General features: G+C 37.4%; 18 protein-coding genes. 6 read left to right on the top strand and 12 right to left on the bottom strand.

The genetic code is table 11. From position 1 onward, the window contains the following. Positions 1 to 155: 155 nt before the first annotated feature. The 3 genes from HMPREF0013_RS08350 to HMPREF0013_RS08340 form a co-directional block, all read right to left on the bottom strand. Positions 156 to 1,223 (bottom strand): type II asparaginase, encoded by a 1,068-nt coding sequence (locus HMPREF0013_RS08350; protein WP_002114181.1) that lies wholly within the window; start codon positions 1,221 to 1,223, stop codon positions 156 to 158. Positions 1,224 to 1,892: 669 nt separating this feature from the next. Beyond that, positions 1,893 to 3,200: a dicarboxylate/amino acid:cation symporter gene (locus tag HMPREF0013_RS08345; RefSeq protein ID WP_002114420.1), complete on the bottom strand. Its 1,308-nt coding sequence runs from the start codon at positions 3,198 to 3,200 to the stop codon at positions 1,893 to 1,895. A gap of 473 nt (positions 3,201 to 3,673) precedes the next feature. Further along, positions 3,674 to 5,104 (bottom strand): pyridoxal phosphate-dependent aminotransferase, encoded by a 1,431-nt coding sequence (locus tag HMPREF0013_RS08340; RefSeq protein ID WP_005802404.1) that lies wholly within the window; start codon positions 5,102 to 5,104, stop codon positions 3,674 to 3,676. Positions 5,105 to 5,343: 239 nt separating this feature from the next. Between HMPREF0013_RS08340 and msrB the strand changes: the two genes are divergently transcribed. From msrB to HMPREF0013_RS08320, 4 genes are all read left to right on the top strand, one after another. Next, entirely contained in the window at positions 5,344 to 5,763 is a 420-nt protein-coding gene (gene msrB / locus HMPREF0013_RS08335; RefSeq protein WP_002114184.1) for a peptide-methionine (R)-S-oxide reductase MsrB, read from the top strand. Continuing rightward, the gene (locus HMPREF0013_RS08330; RefSeq protein ID WP_002114194.1) at positions 5,760 to 6,245 is read left to right on the top strand and encodes a glutathione peroxidase; all 486 of its coding nucleotides are present in this window, start codon (positions 5,760 to 5,762) and stop codon (positions 6,243 to 6,245) included. Before msrB ends, HMPREF0013_RS08330 begins: the two co-directional genes overlap by 4 nt. Before the next feature lie 8 nt (positions 6,246 to 6,253). Further along, the gene (locus tag HMPREF0013_RS08325) at positions 6,254 to 7,090 is read left to right on the top strand and encodes an AraC family transcriptional regulator (RefSeq protein ID WP_002114550.1); all 837 of its coding nucleotides are present in this window, start codon (positions 6,254 to 6,256) and stop codon (positions 7,088 to 7,090) included. A 64-nt stretch (positions 7,091 to 7,154) separates the two neighbouring features. Beyond that, positions 7,155 to 7,787, top strand: coding sequence for a LysE family translocator (locus tag HMPREF0013_RS08320; protein WP_005076407.1), 633 nt, complete (start codon positions 7,155 to 7,157; stop codon positions 7,785 to 7,787). Positions 7,788 to 7,840: 53 nt separating this feature from the next. Here HMPREF0013_RS08320 and dapC read toward each other — a convergent pair whose 3' ends face one another. From dapC to HMPREF0013_RS08290, 6 genes are all read right to left on the bottom strand, one after another. After that, positions 7,841 to 9,010 (bottom strand): succinyldiaminopimelate transaminase, encoded by a 1,170-nt coding sequence (gene dapC, locus HMPREF0013_RS08315; RefSeq protein ID WP_002114325.1) that lies wholly within the window; start codon positions 9,008 to 9,010, stop codon positions 7,841 to 7,843. 25 nt (positions 9,011 to 9,035) lie between these two features. Next, positions 9,036 to 11,699, bottom strand: a complete 2,664-nt coding sequence (gene glnD, locus HMPREF0013_RS08310; RefSeq protein WP_002114151.1) for a [protein-PII] uridylyltransferase — start codon at positions 11,697 to 11,699, stop codon at positions 9,036 to 9,038. A 27-nt stretch (positions 11,700 to 11,726) separates the two neighbouring features. Then, positions 11,727 to 12,944 carry a formate-dependent phosphoribosylglycinamide formyltransferase gene (gene purT / locus HMPREF0013_RS08305; RefSeq protein WP_005802399.1) on the bottom strand — a complete coding sequence of 406 codons (1,218 nt, stop codon included), beginning with the start codon at positions 12,942 to 12,944 and terminating at the stop codon, positions 11,727 to 11,729. Positions 12,945 to 13,047: 103 nt separating this feature from the next. Further along, complete coding sequence (locus tag HMPREF0013_RS08300; protein ID WP_002114489.1) at positions 13,048 to 13,437, bottom strand: tautomerase family protein; 390 nt, start codon at positions 13,435 to 13,437, stop codon at positions 13,048 to 13,050. Positions 13,438 to 13,568: 131 nt separating this feature from the next. After that, the gene (ygaH, locus tag HMPREF0013_RS08295) at positions 13,569 to 13,910 is read right to left on the bottom strand and encodes an L-valine transporter subunit YgaH (protein ID WP_001047275.1); all 342 of its coding nucleotides are present in this window, start codon (positions 13,908 to 13,910) and stop codon (positions 13,569 to 13,571) included. A gap of 1 nt (position 13,911) precedes the next feature. Further along, the gene (locus HMPREF0013_RS08290) at positions 13,912 to 14,634 is read right to left on the bottom strand and encodes an AzlC family ABC transporter permease (RefSeq protein WP_016802817.1); all 723 of its coding nucleotides are present in this window, start codon (positions 14,632 to 14,634) and stop codon (positions 13,912 to 13,914) included. Positions 14,635 to 14,755: 121 nt separating this feature from the next. Between HMPREF0013_RS08290 and HMPREF0013_RS08285 the strand changes: the two genes are divergently transcribed. Continuing rightward, positions 14,756 to 15,226, top strand: a complete 471-nt coding sequence (locus tag HMPREF0013_RS08285; protein ID WP_005802393.1) for a hypothetical protein — start codon at positions 14,756 to 14,758, stop codon at positions 15,224 to 15,226. Between the two features lie 74 nt (positions 15,227 to 15,300). On the opposite strand, the gene HMPREF0013_RS08280 is transcribed toward HMPREF0013_RS08285, so the two are convergent. Together HMPREF0013_RS08280 and HMPREF0013_RS08275 are read right to left on the bottom strand one after the other, a co-directional pair. Further along, entirely contained in the window at positions 15,301 to 15,624 is a 324-nt protein-coding gene (locus tag HMPREF0013_RS08280; RefSeq protein WP_002114158.1) for a hypothetical protein, read from the bottom strand. A gap of 172 nt (positions 15,625 to 15,796) precedes the next feature. After that, positions 15,797 to 16,504 (bottom strand): Crp/Fnr family transcriptional regulator, encoded by a 708-nt coding sequence (locus HMPREF0013_RS08275; RefSeq protein ID WP_002114375.1) that lies wholly within the window; start codon positions 16,502 to 16,504, stop codon positions 15,797 to 15,799. Between the two features lie 92 nt (positions 16,505 to 16,596). On the opposite strand from HMPREF0013_RS08275, the gene HMPREF0013_RS08270 reads away from it, so the two are divergent. Next, the gene (locus HMPREF0013_RS08270) at positions 16,597 to 17,118 is read left to right on the top strand and encodes a DUF962 domain-containing protein (protein WP_002114326.1); all 522 of its coding nucleotides are present in this window, start codon (positions 16,597 to 16,599) and stop codon (positions 17,116 to 17,118) included. A 44-nt stretch (positions 17,119 to 17,162) separates the two neighbouring features. On the opposite strand, the gene ychF is transcribed toward HMPREF0013_RS08270, so the two are convergent. Then, entirely contained in the window at positions 17,163 to 18,254 is a 1,092-nt protein-coding gene (ychF, locus tag HMPREF0013_RS08265; protein WP_002114545.1) for a redox-regulated ATPase YchF, read from the bottom strand. Between the last annotated feature and the right edge of the window lie 26 nt (positions 18,255 to 18,280).

The following is an 18,280-nucleotide window of genomic DNA, read 5'->3' as shown; positions in this document are numbered from 1 at the left end:
AGTTAAAACGAAATGCTTAATATTTTGGCAAACTGTTAAGGATTTTATTATTTAAGAAGAATGATTTGAATATCTATTGTACAGATTTAATATAAAAGAGCTTATTTTAAGAAATAGGACCAACCCAAACTTTATGTTTGGGCTGGTTGAAAAACTTAGTACTGCCAGAACATGCGCTGAATTTCTTTCGTGTCATTAGTCTTAGTAAGAGCTAAAGCTGCAAGAAGACGCGCTTTTTGAGGGTTTAAATCATGTGCTGCTACCCAACCATATTTAGAGTCAGGTTGTTCTGCATCACGTAATACGAAACCTTGTGCGACACGTGATGAACGGATAATTTGAATACCGTTTTTGTCGTGAAGATTTTGTAAGGTTGGTACGATATATTTTGGTACAGAACCGTTACCAGTACCTGCATTAATGATCGCTTTAGCACCAGCTTTTGCATACGCTTCATATGCATCTGGAAGCATAGAGTCCGAACCATAAACGATCTGTACAGTTGGAAGTGCATCGCCTTTAATATTTTCAATATTAAACTCTGAAGCATTTGTATGACGTTTTACAGACTGTCTGAACCAGTAAGGTTTGCCTTCAACCAATGTACCTAAAGCGCCCCATTGACTAACAAAAGCATTTGTATGAATGTTAATGCCTTTAGTTACATCACGTGCAGCAAAAATAGAGTCGTTCATGAGAACCATAACGCCTTTATTTTTTGCATCATCTGAAGCTGCTAAAGCAACTGCACTATAAAGGTTAAGTGGACCATCAGCTGAAAGAGCAGTTGAAGGACGCATTGAGCCAACAAGTACAATCGGTTTATCAGTATGAACAACCAAATTTAAGAAAAATGCTGTTTCTTCTAAAGTATCTGTACCGTGTGTAATTACGATACCATTAACAGATGGCTTTTTAACAAGCTCATTCACTTGACGAGCAATTTCTAATAATTCCTTGTCAGTAATACTCTCAGAAGCGATTTGTAATGCTTGAATACCACTTACATTTGCCAAATCTTTGATTTGTGGAACTGCGTTAATTAGCGTATCAACAGGAACTTTTGCAGCAGTATAAGTTGCACTATTTGCCGAGCTTGCGCCAGCACCAGCGATAGTACCGCCAGTCGCAACTACAACAACATTATTTTTTGCATAAAGTGGGAGAGAGCAGGCTAATAAGCCCATCGCTAAACCTAAAGATTTAACAGTTTTAGTCAACATCGAAAATATCCTTATGAAGTGACGAAGTAAAAGTTTGTTGAATATGACTGCTTTTCCTAAGCAAAATACATACCATGTAAAACATATTCATAACTTGTTTGAATAAGAAGCATCCTTGAATAGCATTTTGTTTTATCAACAATTGCTTAGTCATTGCTTTTATTTAGCGCTAATAAATAACATGAATAAAATAAAAAATCTATTAAGTTTTTCTAATTTATCTTGATTTGTTTACTTTTTAATATAAATAAAACAAATGATTTTTTTATCAGTATAAAATTAAAAAATAATAGACATTTTTAACTAGTTTTTGCCATTTTATATTTTTATATTATTGATTTTTATTGTTATAATTTAATATTAATATATTTTTAAATTTTTCAGTGTAAGTTAAAAAATAATTCTATTAATTTAATATAATTTAATTGTTGTAAATTGAATTAAAATTTAATCACTTGGTATTTATTTTCAAAAATATAAAATTTGTTTGAGTGATTTTTATTCTATTTTTAAGGTTTGATTTAAGAAAATTTAATAGCAGTTTAAAGTCATTATTTAATATAAAAATATAGGTGACTTTCTGCCATCAATTTTAAAATAAAAAAAGAGCAATTTTATAAGGTCATATAAAATTGCTCTTAAGTTGGGAGAGTGGGAGAAAAGAGAAACTTACGCGGTCGTTTGTTCTTGAGTTGATTTAATTAATACTGGCTCTGGTAGTTCTTCAGTATCTGCCACTTTATCGCCTTCAAGCTTGGCAACAACTGCGGTTGCAATACTGTTACCTACTACGTTTGTTGCAGTACGGCCCATATCAAGGAACTGATCGATACCGAGTAATAAAAGGATGCCAGCTTCAGGCAAATGGAACATGGTGAGTGTTGCTGAAATAACGACAATTGAAGCTCGTGAAACACCTGCAATACCTTTACTTGTTACCATGAGAGTTAACAAAATTAAGATTTGTTGAGTGAAACTAAGATCAATATTGTAGGCCTGAGCAATAAAGAGCACTGCAAACGTGGTGTACATCATTGAACCATCAAGGTTGAATGAATAACCTAAAGGTAATACAAAGCTCGTTACTTTTTTAGGCACACCAAATTTATTTAGTGCATCCATAACTTTAGGATAGGCTGATTCACTTGAAGCTGTAGCAAAAGCAAGTGTTACAGGTTCACGAATTAATTTACCTAAGCGGAAAATATCTTTTTTAAGTACGATTGCACCTACAGAGAATAAGATGATCCACAGTAATAAAAGACCGAAGTAGAACTCTGCGATTAAAATGCCATAGTCAACAATCAAGCCTAAACCTTGTACTGTAATTGCTGAAGCGATTGCTGCAAATACTGCAACAGGTGCAAACATCATGACGTAATCAGTAATACGGAACATGATTTTGCTGAGTTCATCAGTTAAACGAATGATAACTGAATCTTTTTCTTTGCCTTGATTTACAAAAGCAAGGGCCGAGCCAAAGAAAATAGAGAAAACAAGTACTTGCAAAATATCATTGTTTGCCATTGCTTCAGCAATACTGCGTGGGAAAACATGGCTTAAAAATGATTGTAGAGTGAAGCCTGTAGTCGCTGGAGCAGAAGAGCTACTCAATTGTTGCGCAGTTGGTAATACTAAATCTAAAGCTGCACCTGGTTGGAAAAAGTTTGCCAGACCCATACCGATAGCAAGCGATACGAACGAAGCAGTAATAAACCAAGTCATTGATTTAAGGGTGATACTGCCGATTGATGTCGATTTCCCCATTGATACAATGCCTGAAACAATAGTGGCAAATACCAATGGAGCAATAATCATTTTGATAAGGCGTAAAAAGATATCTGTAGGTATGTTGAGATAAGAAGCGATTTGCTTCAATTGTTCACCCTCATTAAAGAAGTGGTGACAAATCCAACCTGTCAGTATGCCAAGTAAAATAGCAACAACAATATACTTGAGCAATTTCTTTTGCTTCATATGAACCTCTATCCATTTGATTCAATCATCCTTTGATGGGATTTGAATGATTGAAAGCTTTCCTTGTTAGTTTAGTTCGGTTGTTCTAACGATGTTATCTTCCTAGATCTGTATCTGTTTTAACCGAATAGAATATGGTGATGTTGTTATGGAGATGGATTGTTGCTCGATTTTGAAGCAGTGTGAAATGCAAAAAAATATTGATCCATGCATTTTTTGCATAATAAAGGTTAAGTAGATTGAAGGAAATCAAGTAATTTAAAACGTATGGTAAAAAATATATAAATCAAAAAATTAACTAATTCTTAAAGTCGAAAGAATCATAAATTTTATAAAAATTATTTAAATACAATAATTTATTTTATGTTGATAAAATTGTTATGTGGTTAGGAGATTCTTCTTTTATAAAAATGAAAAAAATAGAATTATAAAAAAGGCACCTATTTAGAGATGCCTTTTTGTTATGCATTTTTTTAACGGCGATTGGCTAAGAAACGACCTAGACGGGTAATTGCTTCACGTAATTCATTTTCAGCAGGTAAGAAAACCACGCGGAAATGATCAGGTCTTGGCCAGTTAAAGCCTGTACCTTGCACCAATAAAACTTTTTCTGCACGTAGCAAATCAAGCATTAACTTTTCATCATCTTCAATTGGGTAGATGTTCGGGTCAAGGCGCGGGAAACAGTACATTGCTCCATCTGGTTTTACACAACTTACGCCTGGAATTTCATTAAGCATTTCCCAAGCAATATTACGCTGTTCATATAAACGGCCACCAGGACGGATCAAGTCATTAATTGATTGATAACCGCCTAGGGCAGTTTGAATCGCATATTGAGCTTGAACGTTTGCACATAGGCGCATTGACGCCAACATGTCTAATCCTTCGATATAGTCGGCAGCCCGGCTTTTATCACCCGTAATTGCCATCCAACCTGAACGGAAGCCTGCAATACGATAAGCTTTTGATAAACCATTAAAAGATACACAAAGCTGGTCGCCGGCTAATGACGCTACTGAAACATGTTCAATCCCGTCATAAATAATTTTGTCATAAATTTCATCAGCAAATAAAATTAGATCATATTTTTTTGCAATCGCTACAATCTGTTCAAGAATGTGGCGTGGATATACCGAACCCGTAGGGTTGTTCGGGTTAATGATGACAATACCGCGAGTATTCGGAGTAATCTTACTTTCAATATCAGCAATATCTGGGTACCAGCTATTTTCTTCATCACATTTATAATGAATTGCTGTGCCGCCTGAAAGATTAACTGCTGCTGTCCAAAGCGGATAATCCGGCATTGGAATCAGCATTTCGTCTCCATCATCTAATAGGCCTTGCATAGCCATTACGATGAGTTCAGATACGCCATTACCAATATACACGTCATTGACATGCATATTGAGAATGCCTTTTTGCTGGTAATACTGACAAATTGCTTTGCGAGCAGGGAAGATACCTTTTGAGTCAACATAACCAATTGCGTTTGGTAAGTTTAAAGCAACATCATTAATAATTTCTTGTGGTGCTTCAAATCCAAAAGGAGCAGGATTGCCGATATTCAGCTTAATGATTTTATGTCCTTGCTCTTCCATTTCATTGGCGGCTCGTAAAACTGGCCCACGGATGTCATAACAAACATGCTCAAGCTTCGATGATTTTTTGATTTCTCGAGTAGATGGCATGGAATGGATGGTAGCAGTATTTTTAGACATAACGGAATTCACTTTTGCATATCGGTATAAATAACTTTTAAATGTTTTAACTGTTACCAAATTTAGATCATGTTGATCTTTCAATAGTTCAACAATTTTTTCATGGGTAAAACCCGATTGTTGATATTGTTTGATAATTGGTAGTAGTTGTTGGAAAGCCACACTTTTTTTCTGAGACATGTTCTGTCCTATACAACCGTGCGCACTTAGAATAGCACTATGTTTGCTTGCTTTAAAGAAGATTAGTAATAAATTTGCTTACTTTCGATTTTGTATTTTGCTTACTTTTTGCTTTTTGTTCTTTATATGTTTAAATTCCAACAAATTTTACGTTCAGAGACTAGTGTTTTTGTGATGAATGGCGTAAATATAAAACTCGATCATCAGAAATGTTTACTTCAGAATAAAAGGTGTATGTCATGGGAAAAGTCAATAAAACAGACCGGGAATGGCAAAGAGAGTTATCACCAGAAGAGTATCGGATTACACGACAAAAAGGCACTGAACCTGCATTTACGGGGCAATACTGGAATACTAAGCAACATGGTACCTATGTTTGCCGTTGCTGCGGCGCAGAGTTGTTCTCATCAGATACCAAATATGATAGCGGTTGCGGTTGGCCAAGTTTCTTCCGTCCGATCAATGGTGCTGTCATTGATGAACATGAAGATTTAACGCATGGTATGGTCAGAACTGAAATAGTTTGTCATGATTGCGAAGCTCATTTAGGGCATGTATTTGAAGATGGACCACAGCCGACTGGTTTGCGCTACTGTGTAAACTCGGCATCATTACAACTGAAAACAGAAGAAAAAAATGATGAGGAAACCTATCCATGAGTAATATTTATCAGTTTGAAGCTGAGCTGTTAGAGGGTGAAGTTAAGCAATTGGCTGATTACAAAGGTAAAGTTTTACTAATTGTAAACACTGCCAGTAAATGTGGTTTTACACCACAATTTGCTGGCCTCGAAAAACTATATGAAAAATATAAAGATCAAGGATTAGAAGTTTTAGGTTTTCCCTGCAACCAGTTTGGTGGGCAAGATCCAGGAAGCAATAAAGAAATTGGTAGCTTCTGTCAGCGTAACTATGGGGTAAAATTTCCCATGTTTGCTAAAGTTGATGTAAAAGGTCCGGAAGCCCATGTAATTTTTAGATATTTAACACGTGAAGCTAAAGGTATTTTAGGTAGTAGTAGCATTAAATGGAACTTTACCAAATTTTTGGTAGGCAAAGATGGTGCTGTTTTAAATCGCTATGCACCTACGACTAAGCCAGAAGCTTTAGAAGCTGATATTGAAAAAGCATTAGCGAGTTAATCGTTTAAATGAACGCTATTCCTCAAGCTTTTGAGTTTTGGCAAGATGGGCGAATGCCGTATGTTGAAACCAGAAGATCCTGTTTTAGCCGAACGTGTTATAAGTCTCATAGTCATCCAACGTTTTCTATCGGGGCTATAGACGAGGGGAATAGCGTTTTTCATAGTTCATTTGGTACGCCCCAAAAGATTGATGCTGGTACTTTGGTGATTGTACCAGCACATATTGAGCATTCATGTAACCCTTTGCCGGATCAGGCTTGGAGTTACCAAATGCTACATTTGGACATAAGGTGGTTAAATCAGCTGTATTCAGAATTTCGAGAACATGGTCTGGATTTACATCTGCCTCAGCATAAGCCGCTCATAATAAAAGAAGAAACTTTATATCAGGCTTTTTCTGATATGAATGAAACTTTATTCGATCCTGAAAAATTAATTATTGAAAAAGAACAGTCGCTGATCTATTGCCTTACCCAGTTGTTACTCCCACATTTCGTATTACAAGAAATACAAAAAACTGAATATTTGTATGAAGATTTTTTGGACTTAATTCATATTATTAAATCGTCAGAACAATTTATTTCTCTTGAAGAGCTTGCAGAGCAGGTTGGTCTTAGTAGATATGCAATCATTCGTTTATTCAAGGCCAATGTTGGTTTAACTCCACATGCATTTCAAATTAATTTAAAGATTAATCAAGCCAGAGCTCAATTAAAGCAAGGGATTTCACTCGCAGAGCTAGCTGTCAATTTAGGCTTTAGTGATCAAAGCCATTTTCATAAAGCTTTTAAAGCACATACGGGAATTACTCCTCGACAGTTTCAACTTGCAGCCGCGCAATAATTTACAAGAAATTATTTTTCTCTATTTTTAAGCTACTCCATACAGTTTTAAAGATGAAATCGTTATGGAAGTTTTTTTGGTTATCGCCTTTACTCACTTTTTAGCACTACTATCTCCGGGGCCAGATTTTTTTCTTATTCTGACCAGTCTTTTGCAAAAAGGAGCGCGTTATACCTATGGCGTTATTCTGGGAATTACTTTGGGTAATGCTGTTATCTTAATGGTGTGTATATTTGGATTTATGGTGCTTGGCAATTTAAGCACAACGATTCTTTTAGTACTTAAATGGCTGGGGGCTGGATATTTAGTTTATTTGAGTTTTCTTTGTTTTAGAGCCACTCAAGGAACAAACTTAAATATTACTGTTGCTGAAAATAGTTTGGTTGAACAAGAGTCTAGTTATAAGAGTAAAGTTAAAAGCTTGGCTCTGGGTTTGCAATCTAGTCTTCTTAATCCTAAAAATATTATGTTTTATAGTAGTTTAATGCTACTTATTCAACAGGAATTTAGCTTATTTCAAAAATTACTAATGAGTATATGGATGACAGGAGTGGTTTTCGGGTGGAATTTATTATTAGTTCGTTTATTGCGTCAAGAGCGTGTATTAGCACAGATTAAACGCTCTGCTAGAGGAATATATTATTGCTCCAGTCTGGCTTTCATTTTTTTCGCAGTGTTATTGGTTGCCTATAGTTAAAGCAGATCGCATAGCCTTCTAAACAAAATGAAGGCTATGCAATTTTGCTGGGTTTAAAGAATCGCTTTTAAACGTTTAACAACTTCTTCACATTGTGCCAAATCTGCTACTAAAGCCATACGCACATGATTGGCACCAGGGTTACCTTGTTCGGTATCACGAGATAGATAACGACCCGGTAAAACTTTAATGTGTGCTTTTTCCATCAGCATCTTGGCAAAAGTTTCATCATTATCGACTTTTAACCAGTAATAAAAACCGGCATCAGGTTTTTGTAATGGGAGGAGATGACCTAGCTCAGATTGGAATAAATCAAACTTTGCACGATATTGCTTACGGTTTTCTTCAACATGGTTTTCATCGTTCCACGCTGCGATTGAAGCAAGCTGGTGTTGTACTGGCATTGCAGCGCCGTGATAGGTGCGGTATTGCAAATATGGCTTTAACAGATCGGCATCACCCGCTACAAAACCTGAGCGCAAACCCGGTAAGTTTGAACGCTTTGAAAGTGAATGAAATACGATACAGTTTTTGTAGTCATCACGTCCAAGCTCAGCACAAACTTCTAATAGACCAGTAGGTGCTTGGTCAAACCAAAGCTCTGAATAGCATTCATCAGAAGCAATAACGAAATTATATTGATCAGATAAGGCAATTAGCTTTTTAAATTGTTCTTTAGAAAGCACAGTACCTGTTGGGTTACCCGGTGTACATACAAAAAGAAGGGCTGTCTTTTCCCAAACTTCGGCTGGTACAGCATCAAAGTCGCCTAAATAGCCATTTTCTTCTGTGCAATTAATGAAGTATGGCTTTGCACCTGCAAGTAAAGCCGCACCTTCATAAATTTGATAAAATGGGTTCGGCATCACCACATAAGGTGCATCTTCACGATTAATTAATGCCTGTACAAAAGAGAAAATCCCTTCACGTGTACCAGAGACGGGCAAGATGTGGTTTTCAGCGCTAATGCTGTTAAGTTTAAAGCGCTTAGTTAACCAATCTGCAATGCTTTGGCGAAGCTCAGGTAAGCCTTTGCTGTTTGGATAAGTTGATAAATGGTTAAAGTTATCAATAATAGCTTGTTTAACAAACTCTGGTGCTGGATGCTTAGGTTCGCCAATTGATAGAGGAATCAAGGGAAGGTTAGCAGGAGTAGTATCCTTAAAAAGTTGGTTTAACTTTTCAAATGGGTACGAGTGTAATAACGACAAGCTAGAGTTCATTAAACAGTTACCAAGTAGTTGAGTTTCAGTGCTGACAAATTTGATTAGATGCTTCATCTAATGCAGCTTTCAGTTTTTCCGAGAAGAGTTTGACCTCTTCGTTATTCAGCGGTTTCCCATCTTTTTTGGTGACAAAGAAAATATCTTCGGCACGTTCACCTAAAGTTGCGATTCGGGCTGAATGGATGTCTAAACCTTGCATCATAAATAAACCACCCACGCGTGCAAGTAGGCCGGGGTGATCGAGTGTTGAAATTTCGACCATATTTTGCTGTAAGGCTTCATTTAATGTTACGTCGACTGTATTTTCAATATCGAAGTGACGTAATTGACGTGGAATGCGACGTTGCATGAGTCCCGGATATTGGTCTGGTTGACTAAGGGCTTTCACTAATGCATTTTTAACGGTTTCTTCACGTTCTGGGTCGGTAAGCAATGTCCCGAAACGATCAAGTACAACATAAGTGTCTAAGCTAAATGCTGTACTTGCCGTGATAATTTTTGCATCCTGAACGTCTAAGTTCATTCGGTCTAAAACGGCAACAGTGGTGGCAAACAGATTAGGTTGATCGCGTGTATAAATAAAGATTTGCACTGCATCTTGAGCTGCTTTACGGTGAGCACGCAAGAGCACTAATGGCTCCGGATTATCGCCGTGTTTTAAAATCGCTTGTGTGTGCCATGCAATTTCATCTGCCGATTCTTTAATGAAGTATTCATCACCAAGTTCTTGCCAAACTTTTTCGACATCTGCCAATGCGAAGTTATTTACCAGCAATTCACTTGCTGCAAACTTGGTGTCTTCAATCAGCATTTGGTAGTCAACAGGACGGCCTAAACCTGTACGGATTACATCACGAGCGTGCGTATAAAGTTGACGCATGAGAGAAGCGCGCCATGTGTTCCATAGTTTTGGATTTGTCGCGTTAATATCGGCAACCGTTAAGGTATATAGATAATCAAGATGCTCCATATCGCCCAGTTTTTCTGCAAAATCTTTCACGACATCAGGATCAGAAATATCTTTTTTCTGAGCGGTCAAGGACATGAGCAAATGGTTTTGAATAAGCCATGCAATTAATTTACATTCACGCTCTGTAAAGCCATGTGCACGGCCAAACTCAATTGCGTCTTCTGCGCCAAGTTCGCTATGATCACCACCGCGTCCTTTTGCGATGTCATGGAATAAAGCAGCAATAAAGACAATATCTTGACGGGCAAGACGTTGGAAAACTGAACTTACTACAGGGAATTCTTTGGCAAATTCTGGTTCTCTAAAACGATTTAAATTACGCAGTAATAATAATGTATGAGCATCGACCGTATAGATATGGAATAGGTCATATTGCATAAGGCCCATAATTTGGCCAAAAGCAGGAATATAGTTTCCTAAAACACCATATCGTTTCATCGCAACCAAGGTATCGTATAAACGATATGGTGAGCGAATAATCGACATAAACAGTGCTTGATGTTCTGGATTATCACGATAACTTCGGTTGATTCGTTTCGCAGCAAGAATAAGTAAGCGTAAAGTCCGAGCGCGAATTCCTTCAATATCTGGTCGATTGGCTAAAATATAGAACAACTCTAAAATCGCGCTTGGATGCTCTGCGAATATTTTATGATGTTGTACGGCAAGTTTATTATCGACAATTTTAAAGTGATCGTTAACAACTTCAATTTTGCGTTCATAGTTGGGGAGTCGAGGAGTAATCACTGACTCGCTAAAATATGCCAGCAACATTTCATTGAGTGTTGAAACCTGTTGCGCCGTACGGTAGTAGCGTTTCATGAACTGCTCAACACCATAATTTACAGGTTGGCCTTCTTGACGCACATATCCAAATTTGGCGGCAATTTCCCTTTGGTGGTCAAAGAGTAAACGGTTTTCATCCCGTTTAGCTAAACGGTGTAAATGATGTCGAATTTCCCAAAGAAAACTTTCAGCTTCTTCTAAAACTGCCAATTCAAACTCTGAAATGAAACCTAAATGCACTAAGTCATAAATACGGTTTACGCGAAAGTGACGTTTAGCAATCCAGCCAATTTGGTTAATGTCACGAATACCGCCCGGTGCGTTTTTAATGTCGGGTTCTAAATTACTTTCAGTATTGTTGTGTTGATGGTAACGCTTGGCTTGTTCGGCCATTTTTGCGTCATAGAATGTTTTGTCAGTCCATGTCTGTGAAACAATACGGCGAGGCCACTTCGCAAGCTGACTATTGCCAGTAATTAACCGCGCCTCAATTAAAGTTGTCGCAACGGTTAAATCGGTAGCGGCCTGTTCAACACAGCTTTGAATAGTGCGAACACTAATGCCGGGTTTGAAATTGCCAACGTCCCATAAAGAAGAAATAAATGTAGAGATACGTTTTTCGTTTTCTTCGTTAATTTCATGCTCCGATAGGATCATGATATCGACGTCGGAATAGGGCAACATTTCACGGCGCCCATAACCACCTACAGCAAAAAGGCCCAGTTCTGTCTGATTGAGTTCAGCATGTTTCCATAAAAAGATCAGTGCTTCATCTACTAAATCTGAACGGGCTTTAATGATTTCACGAATAGATTGTCCATTTTCATATGAATCTTGCAACTGCTTTTCTACATCCGTTCGCCATTGATTAATGGCTTTAATATCATGATGACTTGAGACATAGTTCAACAATGGCGATATATTGATCATGAAAATGGGTCTACCAATAAGTAAAAATTATGAGTTTGTTTGAACGCTTACTTGATCAGCGGTTTCTTTCGCTAAAGTACGAGCAAGATCAGTATTTTCAGCACGAGCGGTTGCTACACCCATACGACGACGTTTGAAACCTTCTGGTTTGCCAAACAGGCGTAAATCGGTGTCTGGGTGTGTTAAAGCTACATTGAGATTGCTATAACTTAAATTGCTGGCATCAACTCCAGCATAAATTACTGCACTTGCTGCAACACTGTGGCGTGCTGTGTTTACAGGTAAACCTAAAATTGCACGTGCATGCAGTTCAAATTCACTTTGAAACTGAGATGCTAAAGTTACGAGTCCTGTATCGTGTGGGCGAGGTGAGACTTCACTAAACCAAACCTTGTCACCTTTAATAAACAGTTCTACACCAAAAATACCACAGCCACCAAGTGCAGTTGTCACTTTATTTGCAATACGTTTTGCTTCTTCGAGTGCCGCCGCCGTCATTGGTTGAGGTTGCCAGCTTTCTACATAATCACCGGCATCTTGGCGGTGACCAATTGGGTCACAGTAATGAGTTTCAATTTCACCAGTTTCAGGGTTTTTAGCGCGAACGGTAAGTAATGTAATTTCAAAATCAAAATCAATTTGAGATTCAATAATGACCGTACCTTGGTTAACACGGCCACCTTGCATTGCATATTCCCATGCAGCATCGACTTCATCGAAACTTTTTACACGAGACTGACCTTTACCTGAAGAAGACATGACCGGTTTTACAAAGTTTGGATAACCGATGTCATCGCAAGCGGCGCGAAAGCTTTCGAGCGTATCAGCAAAACGATAAGCAGAAGTAGGTAGGCCAAGTTCTTCAGCCGCAAGACGGCGGATGCCTTCACGGTTCATTGTGAGGTTTACAGCTTTAGCAGAAGGGATGACAGTTGCTACTTTGCTCGCTTCAATTTCAAATAAAACCTCTGTCGCAATTGCTTCAATTTCTGGAACAATTAAATTTGGCTTAATTTTCTCGATGAGTTGTTTTAATTGGGCAGGATCTGCCATGTTTAACACATAAGAAAAATGTGCAACTTGCATTGCTGGTGCATGATCATAACGGTCGGCTGCATGTACTTCTACACCAAGGCGTTGTAAGGAAATTACAACTTCTTTGCCAAGCTCTCCTGAACCTAACAATAAAACTTTAAATGCAGAAGATTGAAGTGGGGTACCGAGTGTCACGCTCATGCGAATCATCCTGACAAAATTATTTTTTTAAGCATAGCAGAACTTATGGTGGAGTTAAGCCTTATCATGCATAAAAAAAGTAATTTTGTCGGACAATTAAAAAAAGTGGTTTTTAGATATTAACCTGATAGTTTAAAAGCAATTCATCCGCATTTTTACCACGGATGCCCCAATTTTCTTTAGGTGTTTCAAAAATAGTAATTTCAATGTCTTGTGGAGAAATTCTACATTGTTCTTGAATATTACGAAATAAGGTTTGGATAAGCTGCTTTTTAGTGGCTGCACTGCGGCCTGCAAACATTGAAAGTTCAATAATAATGTAATGCTGGCTTCTGTCAGAAGGGTAAATGAAATTTTCTGGTTTAAGGCTAATAAAACGTTGAAATCTTTTCTCAACAGGATATTTCAATTCTTCAATAAGCGCCTGATGGATTGCATGAGAAAGTAATTCTCGGTACTGCATAATGGTTTGTTCATTTGCATAAATTTTAACTTGTGACATTTTTATCTCTATTAAGTAGCTAAGGTTATCTTTTTAATCAATTCAAAAATTAAATTTTCCAAGCCAGAAGTTTCAATCTTAAACGCCTCTGGCCAGATTTTATTTTATATAAGGAAGATAAGTTTATCTATTTATAAAGGTAAATAAGTATAGATCAGACCATAAACAATTGCGGCAGTTAAAGTTGCTGGTACGATTTTCTTAAATTTAAAATAAAGACCTGCTAAAACTAAAAAACCGATAAGCATTGCGAAACTCTTATTGGGAGTTTCAAGGAGAGGTGGAAGGGTAGCAACTACAAGCATGGCACTAATTGCAGATATTCCAATACTTCCCAAAGCAATTTTGATCCAGATTGAGCCGCGTCTTTGTTGGTTGCCCTGTAGTTTTTGTATTACGAAAAAAGGTCCAAAGCGTGAAGCAAAATTGGCTATGCCTACAATAATGCCGACCAAAATAATTTCTAGGTTCATATTAAGCCTCAACCTCATCATGTTGTTTCAGCACATAATGTTTAAATAGACCAGCTAAAATGCCTGAAAAAATACCAATAAAAATAGCAGCTGATAAGTTAATCCAATAACAAGCCAAGGCTGAAACCAATAATGATACAGCAACAACAAGGCTATGCTTTCGCTCAAAGGCCGCTAATAAAAAACTTAAAAATAAAGCAGGTAATAAGAAGTCTAAAGCTGCTTGTAAAAACTTTGGTAAATGGGCAACTTGATCGGCAAATAATCCACCTAACAAAGAGCCAGTTGCCCAAGCCATCCAACTAAATAGGCTTAAGCCAAGCATCCAAGACTCGGACCATTGTTGTCTGCGCTGTGAAAGTTGGATCATTCCACTGGCAAAAACTTCATCGGTTAAGCCCCAAGCCCATACTGCCGTTTTCTTAAGATTTAATTTGTTTGGAATCAGGTTGTATAGAGCAGGTCCATAAAGGACATGTCGAATATCTAGTGCAATAACTGTTAATGCTGTTAGCCAGATGGATGAACCGCTAGCCAAAAGAGCGACAACCAAGAACTGGCTAGCGCCAGCATACATTGAACAAGATAGAAAAAAGGCTTCCCATGGTGTAAAACCAAACTGAGATGCAGAAACGCCAAAGGCAAAAGAAACGGGTAAATAGGTGAGTACGATAGCTTGGCTATCTTTGGCACCTTGCCAAAAAGTTGCTGTTTGGGCAGGCATCAATTGTTGTTCGGACACAATACACCTTGGCAATAAACCAAATGATAAAAATACTTGAAAGATTGAGTATTGTAGCCGAATTTAATAGCATAGTGCCGAAATGTTTAATCGGCAGTTTGATATGTTCAAGGCAAAGATTCGTTTAGTTTATATCGCCATGATGAGTGCAGGTATTTTTACATTGCAGGGCTGTGATAATGGTAATCAAGGTGCAGAAAAAAAAGTAGAAATTAAGCCAGCACCGAAACTAACCAATGATGCAACTGTTTATGCTCAAAAAGCATGGGCATTAATTAACACGGTTGATCATTTAGTTTATGAAAAACAACTCAGCCAAATTGATGACAAAGTTCGTAAACCTTTACGTCAATTGAGTACAGACTGGCGCATTAATGTAAAAATGACGGATTCAGTGACAGAAGGGAAATATGCACTCTGCCGTAAGGCCCTGACAAGTTTAGATATATGGGCACGCGAAACACTAGAAAACAATAGTTCAGTTGCCCAAAAACAAGCGGACTATGAGCGAGATAAGGCTCAATGTAAGGATGCGATCGATACACCAAATCTTGGAAATACGTCGCCAAAATAAAACTAATGAATCTAAAAAAAGCGAGATAATCAATCTCGCTTTTTTGCTTTTAAACGATAATGAGTGAATGTGAATTACGGTTTTGTGGCAGCTTTAGCGGTGTTTGCAGTCTTCACAGCATCTTGTTTCATTTGATGTGATTCATGTTGAGCATGAGTCGCGCTGGTCATTGCATCATGTTTTTGAGTGCTTAAGTCTTTTTTAACATCCTGTTTAGTTTTAGTTACCTCTTTCTTGGCTTTTTGAGCGGTAGTTTTTCCATGTACCGCTACACATTTTCCACCTTTGTGATTCGGTCCTGTACCGCCTTGTAGTTGAGTTCCTTTTGGACATGCAAATGCCGAAAAACTTAACATAGCCAATACACCTGCTGTAAGAATTGTTGATAATTTTTTCATGTTAATCAGTGCCTTGTTGAGTATTATTGCTCAGCTTGAGTGTAGGGTGAAAATATCTGCTTTAACACATTTATTTTGTGGAAATAGAGTTTGAACAATGTTTTGATTTGCAGTGTTATCTAATTTTTTAATTTAATTTTAAGTTTTTATTATTTAGCCGCTTTTAAAAAAATTAGGATTGTGCTTTAGCAACTACTTTCAATTTCTCAATATCTAGAATCTCAATTTTTCTAAAAGCAATTTTAATGATTTTCTGTTTTTCGAGTAGGCTCAGTTCATGATTGATTGTCTGTCTAGATGTAGTCAGCATATTTGCCAATTGTTCTTGAGAAATATGAATTTGACGATCTTGAATAAGAATATGATTCCCATAACCTTCTAAAATGAATAGAAGACGTTGAGCAAGCCTTTGAGAAATACTACGTGTTTGGATAGCAATCTGTTCTAAGAAAACATACCTGAGTTTTTGGCTCGTTAAACGTGCAAAATAGTACCAATAATATGGATTTTCCTTGAGTAGATCATTTAATGGTTTTGCAGGAATATGCAGAACGTTACTTTTTTTCAATGCAATCGCATCGTGTGAGCGCGGTTCATGGTCAATCAGGGATATTTCACCAAACCACATAATTGGCTCAGCAATTGCAGAAAGAGCTTCGTTACCATTTACATCGACATAACCCAAACTAATTGAGCCTTCAAGCACAGTATAAATGCCATCAAATAGATCTTGAGCATGGAAAACATAGCTATTTTTCTCAAAGGTGATTTGTTTGCCATGTTCTAAAATAAAATTTTGGAATGTTTCCGGAAGCACACTAAACCATGTGTTTTCTTTTAGTCGATTAATATAAATTAGGTCCAATATTCGGTCATCCATGAAAAAATTCATTACTTTGTCAAATAGCTGACAACTTTACGTTTTCCTTATATGTACAGTATGACTATATGTAAGTGAATAGGGAATAACTCATGTCAAATCTGGAGCAACAGCTTAGCAAATATGCGGCTTATCATTTGAATCATAAAAATATATTGACGCATTTTATTGGTATCCCTCTCATCGTGTTTTCAATTTTATGTTTAACCGCAAGAGCAGGCATCGATATTGGTAGTTATAAGCTTACTTTAGCCATAGTGCTGATTGTAGCTAGTACGATTTATTATTTATTGTTAGATAAAATTTTTGGTTTACTCATGCTCATTATCTTGGTTGCTGTGTATCCACTAGCGAGCCAAATTGCTCAATTGTCTTTAGGAGAATGGTTAGCAGCAAGTATTGGCTTCTTTGTTGTCGGTTGGGTCTTTCAGTTTGTGGGACATTATTTTGAAAAGAAAAAACCTGCTTTTGTTGATGATGTGATAGGACTTGCGATAGGACCATTATTTGTATTGGCAGAATTTATATTTATGCTAGGTTTTAGAAAGCCTTTGCATGCGCGTATTTTACAAGAGGCACGCAGTAAACGAGAGACGATGGATTTAAGTCATTAATAACAAAAAAAGCCCCAACATATTGGGGCTTTTTTAGCTTTAACTTAAACGTTAAAACGGAAGTGCATTACATCGCCGTCTTGAACAACGTAAGTTTTACCTTCTAAACGCCATTTACCAGCTTCTTTAGCGCCGTTTTCACCGTTGTATTGTACGAAGTCATCATATGCAACAACTTCAGCACGGATGAAGCCTTTTTCGAAGTCGGTATGAATCACACCAGCAGCTTGAGGAGCGGTTGCGCCAACTTTTACTGTCCATGCACGAACTTCTTGTACACCAGCAGTGAAATAAGTCTGTAAACCTAAAAGCGCATAACCTGCACGAATAACCACATTTAAACCTGGTTCTTCCATGCCCATTGCTTCTAGGAACTCAGCACGATCTTCATCTTCTAATAATGAAATTTCAGCTTCGATTTGGTTGCAAAGAGGAACAACAATTGCGTTTTCGTCGCTTGCAAGTTTTTTAACTGCTTCTAAGTGCGGGTTGTTTTCAAAACCATCTTCTGCAACGTTTGCAATATACATAGTTGGTTTTAAAGTCATTAAACCAAAACCACGAACTAATTTACGTTCGTCATCAGACAAATCAGCTGCACGAGCTGGTTTACCTTCGTCAAGTAACGGTTGGATTTTTTCTAAAACTGCTTTAGTTGCTACAGCTTCTTTATCACCGCCTTTAGCAACTTTAGTTAAGCGTAAAATTGCTTTAGCAACAGTTTCAAGATCGGCAAGCGCAAGTTCAGTATTAATAGTTGCGATGTCGTCTAATGGATCAATTTTACCATTTACGTGAATTACGTTTTCGTCTTCGAAACAACGTACAACGTGTGCAATTGCATCAGTTTCACGAATGTTAGCAAGGAATTGGTTACCTAAGCCTTCACCTTTTGATGCACCAGCAACAAGACCTGCAATGTCCACAAATTCCATTGTAGTTGGCAAAATACGCTGTGGTTTAACAATCGCAGCAAGTTTGTCTAAACGTGGATCTGGTACAGGAACAATACCTGTGTTTGGTTCAATGGTACAGAAAGGGAAGTTTTCCGCTGCAATCGCTGCTTTCGTTAATGCATTGAAAAGGGTAGATTTCCCTACGTTTGGCAGACCAACAATACCGCAATTAAAACCCATGAAAACCACTCACAAATGTGTAAATT

Origin of the sequence: Acinetobacter sp. SH024 (assembly GCF_000163635.1) — a bacterium.
Taxonomy (GTDB): domain Bacteria; phylum Pseudomonadota; class Gammaproteobacteria; order Pseudomonadales; family Moraxellaceae; genus Acinetobacter; species Acinetobacter pittii.
The sequence above is the reverse complement of the archived record's forward strand: the minus strand, read 5'-3'. Positions and strand labels throughout refer to the sequence as shown.

Bases quoted from the DNA above. Each gene is read 5' to 3' on its own strand.
- HMPREF0013_RS08320 (WP_005076407.1), top strand. From the start codon at position 7,155: ATGGAAGTTTTTTTGGTTATCGCCTTTACTCACTTTTTAGCACTACTA.
- HMPREF0013_RS08350 (WP_002114181.1), bottom strand. From the start codon at position 1,223: ATGTTGACTAAAACTGTTAAATCTTTAGGTTTAGCGATGGGCTTATTA.
- HMPREF0013_RS08330 (WP_002114194.1), top strand. From the start codon at position 5,760: ATGAGTAATATTTATCAGTTTGAAGCTGAGCTGTTAGAGGGTGAAGTT.
- HMPREF0013_RS08345 (WP_002114420.1), bottom strand. From the start codon at position 3,200: ATGAAGCAAAAGAAATTGCTCAAGTATATTGTTGTTGCTATTTTACTT.
- HMPREF0013_RS08340 (WP_005802404.1), bottom strand. From the start codon at position 5,104: ATGTCTCAGAAAAAAAGTGTGGCTTTCCAACAACTACTACCAATTATC.
- msrB (WP_002114184.1), top strand. From the start codon at position 5,344: ATGGGAAAAGTCAATAAAACAGACCGGGAATGGCAAAGAGAGTTATCA.
- HMPREF0013_RS08270 (WP_002114326.1), top strand. From the start codon at position 16,597: ATGTCAAATCTGGAGCAACAGCTTAGCAAATATGCGGCTTATCATTTG.
- HMPREF0013_RS08285 (WP_005802393.1), top strand. From the start codon at position 14,756: ATGTTCAAGGCAAAGATTCGTTTAGTTTATATCGCCATGATGAGTGCA.
- HMPREF0013_RS08280 (WP_002114158.1), bottom strand. From the start codon at position 15,624: ATGAAAAAATTATCAACAATTCTTACAGCAGGTGTATTGGCTATGTTA.
- HMPREF0013_RS08290 (WP_016802817.1), bottom strand. From the start codon at position 14,634: ATGCCTGCCCAAACAGCAACTTTTTGGCAAGGTGCCAAAGATAGCCAA.
- HMPREF0013_RS08300 (WP_002114489.1), bottom strand. From the start codon at position 13,437: ATGTCACAAGTTAAAATTTATGCAAATGAACAAACCATTATGCAGTAC.
- ychF (WP_002114545.1), bottom strand. From the start codon at position 18,254: ATGGGTTTTAATTGCGGTATTGTTGGTCTGCCAAACGTAGGGAAATCT.
- dapC (WP_002114325.1), bottom strand. From the start codon at position 9,010: ATGAACTCTAGCTTGTCGTTATTACACTCGTACCCATTTGAAAAGTTA.
- HMPREF0013_RS08275 (WP_002114375.1), bottom strand. From the start codon at position 16,504: ATGGATGACCGAATATTGGACCTAATTTATATTAATCGACTAAAAGAA.
- ygaH (WP_001047275.1), bottom strand. From the start codon at position 13,910: ATGAACCTAGAAATTATTTTGGTCGGCATTATTGTAGGCATAGCCAAT.
- purT (WP_005802399.1), bottom strand. From the start codon at position 12,944: ATGATTCGCATGAGCGTGACACTCGGTACCCCACTTCAATCTTCTGCA.
- HMPREF0013_RS08325 (WP_002114550.1), top strand. From the start codon at position 6,254: ATGAACGCTATTCCTCAAGCTTTTGAGTTTTGGCAAGATGGGCGAATG.
- glnD (WP_002114151.1), bottom strand. From the start codon at position 11,699: ATGATCAATATATCGCCATTGTTGAACTATGTCTCAAGTCATCATGAT.